9 protein-coding genes are annotated in these 8385 nt (G+C 57.1%); 7 read left to right on the top strand and 2 right to left on the bottom strand.

The genetic code is table 11. The features are described 5' to 3' along the window. Positions 1-101: 101 nt before the first annotated feature. The 6 genes from LAP85_21055 to LAP85_21080 all read left to right on the top strand — a co-directional run bounded on the left by LAP85_21055 (position 102) and on the right by LAP85_21080 (position 5278). Positions 102-281 carry an AlpA family phage regulatory protein gene (locus LAP85_21055; GenBank protein ID MBZ5498894.1) on the top strand — a complete coding sequence of 60 codons (180 nt, stop codon included), beginning with the start codon at positions 102-104 and terminating at the stop codon, positions 279-281. Then, positions 281-832, top strand: a complete 552-nt coding sequence (locus LAP85_21060; GenBank protein MBZ5498895.1) for a hypothetical protein — start codon at positions 281-283, stop codon at positions 830-832. The genes LAP85_21055 and LAP85_21060 overlap by 1 nt, the downstream gene beginning before the upstream one ends. Then, complete coding sequence (locus LAP85_21065; GenBank protein ID MBZ5498896.1) at positions 822-2603, top strand: DUF927 domain-containing protein; 1782 nt, start codon at positions 822-824, stop codon at positions 2601-2603. Before LAP85_21060 ends, LAP85_21065 begins: the two co-directional genes overlap by 11 nt. 280 nt (positions 2604-2883) lie before the next feature. After that, positions 2884-3285 (top strand): hypothetical protein, encoded by a 402-nt coding sequence (locus LAP85_21070; protein ID MBZ5498897.1) that lies wholly within the window; start codon positions 2884-2886, stop codon positions 3283-3285. Positions 3286-3566: 281 nt separating this feature from the next. Then, complete coding sequence (locus LAP85_21075; GenBank protein MBZ5498898.1) at positions 3567-4376, top strand: hypothetical protein; 810 nt, start codon at positions 3567-3569, stop codon at positions 4374-4376. A gap of 107 nt (positions 4377-4483) precedes the next feature. Continuing rightward, positions 4484-5278, top strand: a complete 795-nt coding sequence (locus LAP85_21080) for a hypothetical protein (protein MBZ5498899.1) — start codon at positions 4484-4486, stop codon at positions 5276-5278. Between the two features lie 217 nt (positions 5279-5495). Here LAP85_21080 and LAP85_21085 read toward each other — a convergent pair whose 3' ends face one another. Together LAP85_21085 and LAP85_21090 are read right to left on the bottom strand one after the other, a co-directional pair. Beyond that, positions 5496-6032 (bottom strand): HNH endonuclease, encoded by a 537-nt coding sequence (locus tag LAP85_21085; GenBank protein ID MBZ5498900.1) that lies wholly within the window; start codon positions 6030-6032, stop codon positions 5496-5498. A gap of 465 nt (positions 6033-6497) precedes the next feature. After that, the gene (locus LAP85_21090) at positions 6498-7922 is read right to left on the bottom strand and encodes an SEC-C domain-containing protein (protein ID MBZ5498901.1); all 1425 of its coding nucleotides are present in this window, start codon (positions 7920-7922) and stop codon (positions 6498-6500) included. A gap of 200 nt (positions 7923-8122) precedes the next feature. Here LAP85_21090 and LAP85_21095 point away from each other — a divergent pair. Beyond that, a partial coding sequence (locus LAP85_21095; GenBank protein ID MBZ5498902.1) for a hypothetical protein occupies positions 8123-8385 on the top strand: 263 nt, incomplete at its 3' end.

An 8385-nucleotide genomic window follows, 5' to 3' on the forward strand; every position in this document is an offset into this window, starting at 1 on the left:
TAGAGCGCCCCAATACCCTGCACACCCTGCGCGCAGGGACTCTTGTCGAGGAATCTGTGAAACCGAATGAGCAGAACCGAACCACAGAAAGGCGACAAGAAATGACAAGAATCCTGAGAGAACGAGAAGTGAAACACATGACCGGATTATCCAGAGTCACGCGGTGGCGGCTCGAGAGGAGAGGGGAGTTTCCAAAGAAGGTGAAACTGACGGAGCGCTGCGTAGGCTGGCCGGAGGCAGAAATCATAGAGTGGCTGAAGGCAAGGGCGGAGGAGAGATAATGATCGAGAGCCAGCCTCTCCCATCTTGGGAAACAATCTTTCAGCAAGTAGGCGAACGGGCGCCACGTCGGCGCCGCGCACGGTGTCCGATCCACGGCGGCGACAGTCCCACATCGATGTCACTGAACGAGGAAAAGGGTGTCTATTTCTGCCATGTCTGCCATGCCTCGGGAGACAAGGTGGACTTCGTGCGCCAAGTCCAGGGCACCGATTTCAAAGGAGCTCTTGCCTTCCTGGGGATCACAGGCCCATGCAAACCTCCGCGGCCGGATCCGAAAATCGTCAGGCGGCGCGAGGCACTCGAAAGCGTGCGCGAGTGGTGCAGGCAAACCGGTCGGCGCCTGCGAGATCAATATCTTATGAGACAGCGAATCGCACGCTACGCCGGAGAGAAACTGGCCGTGGATCCAGAAAACGCTCTCGGCTGGAAACTGCTCCGGATCACAAGCGACGGTGAGACGAAGATTGAGTACCTTCTCGATGAGATCGACCTCTGCCGCACTGACGCGGAACGGCTTCGGGCATGGAGGCTCTACCACAATGATTTCTGAACCGGCACTGACTGCAAACGAAATCGAGGCGCTGCAAGCTGGACTTGGACCGGAGCCGGATGAGCGCCCTGCGTCCGGAAAATACACGGCAGCGATCTCGGGTGGATTCCGCGTAAAAGACTCGGGCGTCTGGCTGGTCACCGATGAGGATGACAAACCGGATATTTGGGTTTGCGGCCGGCTCGAAGTCATAGGGCTTACCCGGGACCGCCGCAACGAATCCTGGGGACGGCTGCTTCAATGGCGCGATGCGGATGACCACCTGCATTCATGGGCCATGCCGGCGACTGCGCTGGCCGGCGATGGTGGCGAGTTGAGAGCCAGGCTGCTCGACGGCGGGCTGTCGCTGGCGCCGGGACGCAAAGCACGGGAAGCGCTGGTCCGCTACCTCTCCGAATCCCGCCCAACCGTGCGCACGCGGTGCACGACCCAGGTGGGTTGGCACAGCGGGTCCTTTGTTTTGCCGGACATGACCATTGGCCTGGACCAGGAAGAGGTCATCTACCAGAACGAGAGCGATTCTCTACTGCGGCAATCGGGGACATTGGACGACTGGAAAGAAGCCGTCGGGAAATACTGTGTTGGGAATTCGCGATTGATATTTTCCGCAAGCGCGGCGCTCGCCGGGCCACTGCTGAATCTGTGCGATGAACAGCCGGGCGGATTCCATTTTGTCGGCGGTTCCTCGACCGGCAAGACGACCGCGCTACATCTTGCCGGCTCTGTCCTGGGCGGCGGGGGAAAAACAGGTTTTCTTCAGTCCTGGCGTTCCACATCCAATGGCCTGGAGTCGGTCGCCGAAGCCCACAACGATCTCACTCTGATCCTGGACGAATTGAGCCAATGCGACGCCAGAGAGGCCGGCGAGGTTGCCTATATGCTCGCCAACGGGCAGGGGAAAAACCGGAGCAAAGCAGCCGGAGGCCTGCGCCGAAAATCGACTTGGCGACTCCTCTTCCTGTCCGCCGGCGAAATGAGCCTGGCAGATCATATCGCCGGCATCGGGAGGCGGACACTGGCTGGTCAGGAGGTGCGCCTGGTCAATCTCCAGGCAGATGCTGGGGCAGGACTTGGCCTGTTTCAAAACCTGCATGGCTCCCCTTCCGCCGACATCTTTGCACGCTGCCTGCAGGATGCCACGAAACGGATTTACGGCTCCCCGATCCGTCATTTTCTCCAGTTTGTGACCACCAACCATGAACAGGTCAGGACGAACGCGCAAAAGTTCCGGAAGGCATTCATAAGGATGAATGTCCCGCAAGCTGCCAGCGGGGAGGTAAGCCGCGCAGCAGGGCGTTTTGCGATGGTAGCGGTCGCTGGCGAAATCGCTATCGAAGCTGGGATCCTCCCGTGGCCTGAAGACGCGTCTGTTGAAGCCAGTGTCGGCCTTTTCAAGGAGTGGCTGGCCGGGCGCGGAACCTCCGGGGCGATGGACATCGAGGCGGCGATCCGCCAGGTGCGGCTATTCCTCGAGCAGCACGGTTCGGCCCGTTTTGAGCGGGAGAACGATACCCGCCCTATCACGGCCCGCGCCGGATTCTATCGGAAGAATGCCGATGGCGGGGAGTTCTGGATCATGCGCGAAACCTTCAAAGCGGAAGTCTGCCGCGGATTTGATGCCCAGGCGGTCGCGAAGGCACTTTCGGAGCGCGGCCACTTGGTAGCCGGGGACGGCGGAAGGCTCATCTCCAGGCGAAGAGTGGGACCTGACTCCTCGGACCAGGATAACCGGGTGGCCGTGTATGTCATTCGGGAGGGTATCCTGAGATGATTCGCAATCTGTCCGAATTCCCCTGTGGACAGCGTGGACAATGTGGACAGGCTCTGCAAACTGATGCAATTGCCTCAGTTCCACTGTCCACGCCGATGGTTGATCTCTGTCCACACGAAAAACACTGTGGACAGCACATTGTCAGGACTGTGGACAGTACAAGAATTGATATTTCTATGATTTACGATCGCTGTCCACACCGTCCACGCTGTCCACATCAAAAAACAGGCATATGGCAAAAGCAAAGAATTGATTCACGTTGTTTCATCGGAGGTGTCCAGTGGGGCTATGGCAGCAAATCAAATCAGGCCAGATAACAAGCGAGCAATCTGAAATCCCGACAGGGGCGCCCGTTGAAGACCACGCTTTCAGCACGGTCGACGACAAGGGGTCTGACGTGGTGACAGGCAAGGCGCTGATTACACGCACCGTCTATCAGATTGCCGAAATGTGGAACGAAGTGGAAACGAGCGGCGGCTCCCTTGCATGGGATTGGATCTTCAATGGTTCTCGTCACGGAGCATTGATCCGCCAAGCGGAGGATCGAGTCAATGCTGTCGGTTCGAGTGGTGAGCACAGGGCCCTAGAAACGGCCTGCAGTGACTGGCTGGCGGCATGGCGAGACGGAATCGACGGTTGGAAAGGCGTTAGAATCGCCACCGCTTGGCGGCCAAAGCTGTGACAATGTCCTTCTGATGGAGGTACCGCATTGCCTCTTGATGTCAGGGCATTCGGCAATCCTCCCGATGGAGAATTGTCGCAGAGTAAGTCTTGGACTGCCAGACTGCTGTGGCGCCGATAAGAAAGCCATCCATCTTTAGGCCAACCAAGTATATTCTATGTGGCTTAGTGCGCCTCAGAAGCGCGCTTTTGCGCATGAAGTATAGTCAAGGTAATCGTCGCCGGATTGACAAGAGCTCCAAGGAGGACTCCGCAAGGGTACTCCGCAGCGCTGGGGATGCAGTGACCGAGGAACCTGTGCCCGACGCCAACGAGGGAGCCGTGATCAAGAATGACGAGAGCAGGCGGCACGTGAAGATTAATGGTAATTTAGGGGAGAAGCAGGTGTCCCTGGATCTCCGAGACGATCTCGCAGCAATCTGGCAAGAAATCCTCCACGCGAAGCCTGACACCATGTTCGGCAGCGCATCGCATCGCATCGAGGATCGGCACAGCCTCGGAGACGAGATTCCCCAGCCGGGCTTCGTCGGCACGCGTTATCGCTCTGGGGGCGTTCTCTTTCTCGGCAAGAACCCGGGGAAAGGCGGAGCGCTAATGAGTCAAGAAGACGCCCTTCAGTTTGAAGTGCTTCATCGCCTACGGGATGCCAATCTGGCTGATCTTCGAACACGGTTTGACGATCTCTGCAAACTCCTTGGTCGGCGGGTCATGCCGACCTGGGGCGTTGTGCAGAACTACGTCATGCCGGTCCTCTCTGGAGCCGGTGCCGAGCTTGACGATATTGCGTACCTGAACCTTCTCAAATGGCGGTCGGAGGATACCAGCGCGGACCTATTCAATGCCTCCTGGGCGGCACACACAGGCAAGCAATATTCGAAACTCAATCCTGGCCTCGTAATCGCTATCGGTATTTCAACACGCGACCTCCTGGAGAAGCTGCTCCGGAAGTTTGGCGAGCGCCCTCCCGCGAATCTCTTCTTCCTTGAGCGAAGTCGGCGCGACGCAATGGCGCCGCCTGCATCCACCATCGCGAGGACCCCCGAGATCGCAAAGGAGGTGGCGGCACGGCTTCGGCGAAGTGCGGCCGAATAAAACGCTGCGGCTGAGGCAGCCCAGCATGACGTTTCCGGGCGGGGTAACCTCTGACGGTGAGCGTCGATCCTTTCGACAGAAAGAGGAATGCGATGGATTGGGCGGGTTTGCTCAAGGATCAGCTGCGCATACGAGCGGAAGCTTGGGCGCAACGTCCTGGTGTGCTGGCATATCGGAGCCGCGGCACCCCGGCGACGGTTTTGTTCCAGCAATCGACGGACGGCGCTTCTCACGGGAACTTCTTCGAGGAAGCGTGGGATGCAATCACGGCCGACCGAGAATGGTCCCGCAGGCTAGAGAAGAGGCACACCAAATCAAATGCCCTACCATTGGAGTACCAAACCTCAGCTAAGGAGCTCGACTCGAGCAACAGCTCAGATGCCCTCCTCATGAACTGCTTCTGCTATCCGGGCGCCTGCGTTAGGCTGGCCGAGGTCCTGGGTGCTACACCACTTTGTGCCGTTCCCAGATTCGGATATCCACCACGCATCATTCTCTCCGACGAATCTACTGATGCCACTGAAGTGGATATGGTCCTTGGCGATACCCTCGTCGAGGCTAAACTCACCGAAAGGGATTTTACTAGTCGACCAAAGGCACACCTTTTCAGATATGACGCCTTGCGCGATGTCTTTGATGTGGAAATCCTGCCAGCAAACGAGGAGCACTTCCATGGCTACCAGCTGATCCGGAACGTGTTGGCAGCAGCTCAGCACGGGAAAAGGCTGATCGTTTTGATGGACTCTCGTCGGCCAGACCTGCTGGATCAATGGTGGCAGGTTCACGCCGCGATTTCAGCGAGTTCGCTACGAAACAGATGCGGGGTGCGTTTCTGGCAGCAGCTGGCCGCCTCCGCCGAACCGCATCACCGAGATCTACTGGAACAGAAGTATGGTGTGTGAATTCGGTCCTGCCGTGGTATCCCGCTCAGAGTTTTCCCCGATCTGTGGCAGAAGGTCTGAGCCATGGATTCAGTGGAATCCGAGTGATTCGCCGGAAGGATCCCGGCTGTGAAAACACGTGCCGCAGGCTCATAAAATTACAATCCTTCATGCACATATTCCGGGTCCCTCTAGCTCAGTCCAAATTGAGGGCGTACGCCCGCAATGGAACAGAGGTTTACAGCGCTTTGTACGCTCCGGCTGCGCTCTGATTGATTGTTGCGGCAAGCTCTTGCGATTCACGCATCAGTGACAGCACGCGCTCCCAATTTTGCCAATGCTTCGCCCAAATATCCTTGTCCACTATCGCCTCGAAATCCATCTTCGTAGGCACATGCCAATTCTCGTAGGCCTCCAGTCGTTTGACTCGTTCGTCAACGTCTTGGACGCCACGAGTGGTTGGTGATAACGCGGCGGCGCTCAGCATCCAAGCCTTCCATTCTTTGTTGCCCTTCGACTGATTGCACTTGCCGCAGGATGGTACGAGGTTGTGGATTTCTGAGATATAACCAGTAGGTTTCTGCTTCTTCACAAGCGGGCGGAGGTGATCCCATTCGGATGCAACCCCACCGCAGTACGCACATTGAAAGGTGTCTGGCGTCATCCCGAGAATCTCCAGGGACTTCTTGACCTCTTCGGCGCTGGGTGACACGACGGGAATTATGGAATTGATGAATGCGTTCGTGATGCTGGATGAACGTCCGGTAATCTTCATCGGGGTTGGCATTCGGAATAACGATTGGTAGTCCATACTACTCATCCCTCACTTTTGAGATGACCGGCCCACGACGGCCGGCCTACGGGTGATCTTCCTGACCAGAGATTGTCTCCCGCCCAGACCGGCCGTGGGGTACGGCTCCGTGCCTCGACAAACAATCTAAAGAGAGCTGGTCGCGCACAAAAAAGGCATTACGACACAGATGGCGAGCGCCTGTCAACAAAGCCAAAGAGGAGGGGGATCAGAATCTCTACGGTTTTGAAGCGTGGACCGGGCGCGCGGCCATGCGCGCGCATTGCCAAATTGAACTGGAGGGGGGCTTTGAGGAGGATGGAAGCTCATGGTGGCCTGTGAAACAGCTTGAATCGCCCCAAAGACCTAGGCGTACTGGTCATATAGCTCAGGAAAGTGCCCCGATTTCGCAACTTCAGGTGATCAAGCGTGCAAAGCTTCTTGAATTGCCTATTCAAGAATGGCTCTCTGATCGTTTGCGCGCCATCCTTTGAGCGCGCGGAGTGGAGCTGGATCATCTGGACAGGAGGCTAGGATTCGGCGGAGACTTTCTGCCAGGGGCTCCATTTCATCGAGCGTCTGAACCCGCGTTGCGGTGTCGATCAGCCCGCGCATTTCGAGGAATCGGAGCCAGGAGGGAATGATCTCAAACAAAGCTGCGGCACGATGATTAAGTTGGTTCATCATTCCGAGCAATCCTGCAAGATAATGTTCCAGGCGCTCGCTGTCAGGTACCAGAACGTTTTCATAGGGCCTGAACTTCCGCTGGCGTGCCGTCCGTCGCTCTCGCTGACGGTTTAAGTCGCGCTGCATGGACTCAAGCATGCTTTCCCGGTATTCCAGCTTTCCTTCGTGACGTTCCAGGATAAACCGGTACAAATCATGGCGGCCCAATTCGCCCTTTGAGAAAGCTACGCCCTCAAAACGCCGCAGATAGCCAAGAAACTGGATGGTCAGCTGGTAGAGATGCAAATCTCCACCTGCACCCCCGGTCTCGAGCTCACACTCTTCCTGGTCATCCCGCACGGAGCGCGGCTGGGCTAACTTGAAATCATTCATCGTCCATACTTTTGCAGGCCATTCGGCGAGGTGGGACAGGTATGACGCCACCTGGGGAGCGTCGACTTCTGAGAAGAACTGGAGCCTACCGGAAAGTACCGGATCTGACTTGGCCGGCTCCAGTGCGCAGTCCGCATGGTTCAAAAGCTCATAAGTGATGGCGCGGGTGCAAAACTCGTCGACCCCCCACGGAACGATTTCGCTCGAGGATTTAACGTCTGGCCAGGCCAGGCGCATCGCCTCGACAAGGGTCGACAAATGTCCATGGTAAGCAAGCTGGCTTTCAACACGGTTGAAGATATCGATTTTCCTGGAGGCAAGCGGCGCCAGCTCAAGAGCCAGAGTCGAGACCTCTCCGGGCCGGCCGGCGGCCAGCGCGTTGGCGATACGCCATTTCAGAACATAGGCCTTATCTTCGTCGTAGATTTCGGGCCTCCGGCTGCGAAGTTCCTCCACGAGAGCGTCAAAGCGGTCACGCTCCCCGTGTTCGGCCGTGTGTCGAAAGATCTCATTGAGCATCTCGAACGCAATCTCCGCGTCCATGAGCTCCGGATCGTCCAGGGTGCGCATGAAAAGAGCAAGCCTGGCCTGGTAATCCGCAGCCGAGAACTCGCGCCAGAGCGCTTCGCCGGCCTCGACACGTGGATCGAGTTTTCGCTTACGGATCCTGTCGTCCAGGGAGGACTGCCGGTCAGCCCCAGAGCCGGGTTCCTCTCCTTTCTTTTCCTGCCTGGACTCCTCATCTTTCGACAGGCAGCACTTCTTGTATTTCTTACCGCTTCCGCAGTGGCATGGTTCGTTGCGTCCGGGGCTCATGTGTACATCCTTGCTACTGGCTGATGCAGCGGCCGAAATTCCTGGCCATCTTTTCGGGACTCTCATGCTATTGCATGTGTGCCGCTGATGCAACAAGCGGCAACAGCCAAGCAGGCGGGAGAATTGTCGTTGCGGTACTACGGCCGGATGAATATGCTCAATCGGGCGCCGGACATGAATGCATCAGGTAAGGAGTTGCCATGAAGGTCGCGGAACTGAGACAAAAGCTCCAGGGATGCAGTAGGGACAGACTGGAGGGAATTATCCTGGAAATGTACAAGGCGATGCCCAAGTCCGTGAAGGAGGCGAAGGGTATCGATCTAATTACTAATCAGTGCATAAGTAAGCGGACGTTATGCAGCATATCTTGTATCAGGTGCCCGAAAGAAAGAACAGATCAATTCAGGAGTTCGCTGCATGCCTCGCATATAGTCAACGACCTTTTGCTTCATATCGTCGGGAC

This window comes from Terriglobia bacterium (assembly GCA_020072565.1).
Lineage (GTDB): Bacteria > Acidobacteriota > UBA6911 > UBA6911 > UBA6911 > JAFNAG01.

Bases quoted from the DNA above. Each gene is read 5' to 3' on its own strand.
- LAP85_21055 (MBZ5498894.1), top strand. From the start codon at position 102: ATGACAAGAATCCTGAGAGAACGAGAAGTGAAACACATGACCGGATTA.
- LAP85_21060 (MBZ5498895.1), top strand. From the start codon at position 281: ATGATCGAGAGCCAGCCTCTCCCATCTTGGGAAACAATCTTTCAGCAA.
- LAP85_21065 (MBZ5498896.1), top strand. From the start codon at position 822: ATGATTTCTGAACCGGCACTGACTGCAAACGAAATCGAGGCGCTGCAA.
- LAP85_21085 (MBZ5498900.1), bottom strand. From the start codon at position 6,032: ATGAAGATTACCGGACGTTCATCCAGCATCACGAACGCATTCATCAAT.
- LAP85_21090 (MBZ5498901.1), bottom strand. From the start codon at position 7,922: ATGAGCCCCGGACGCAACGAACCATGCCACTGCGGAAGCGGTAAGAAA.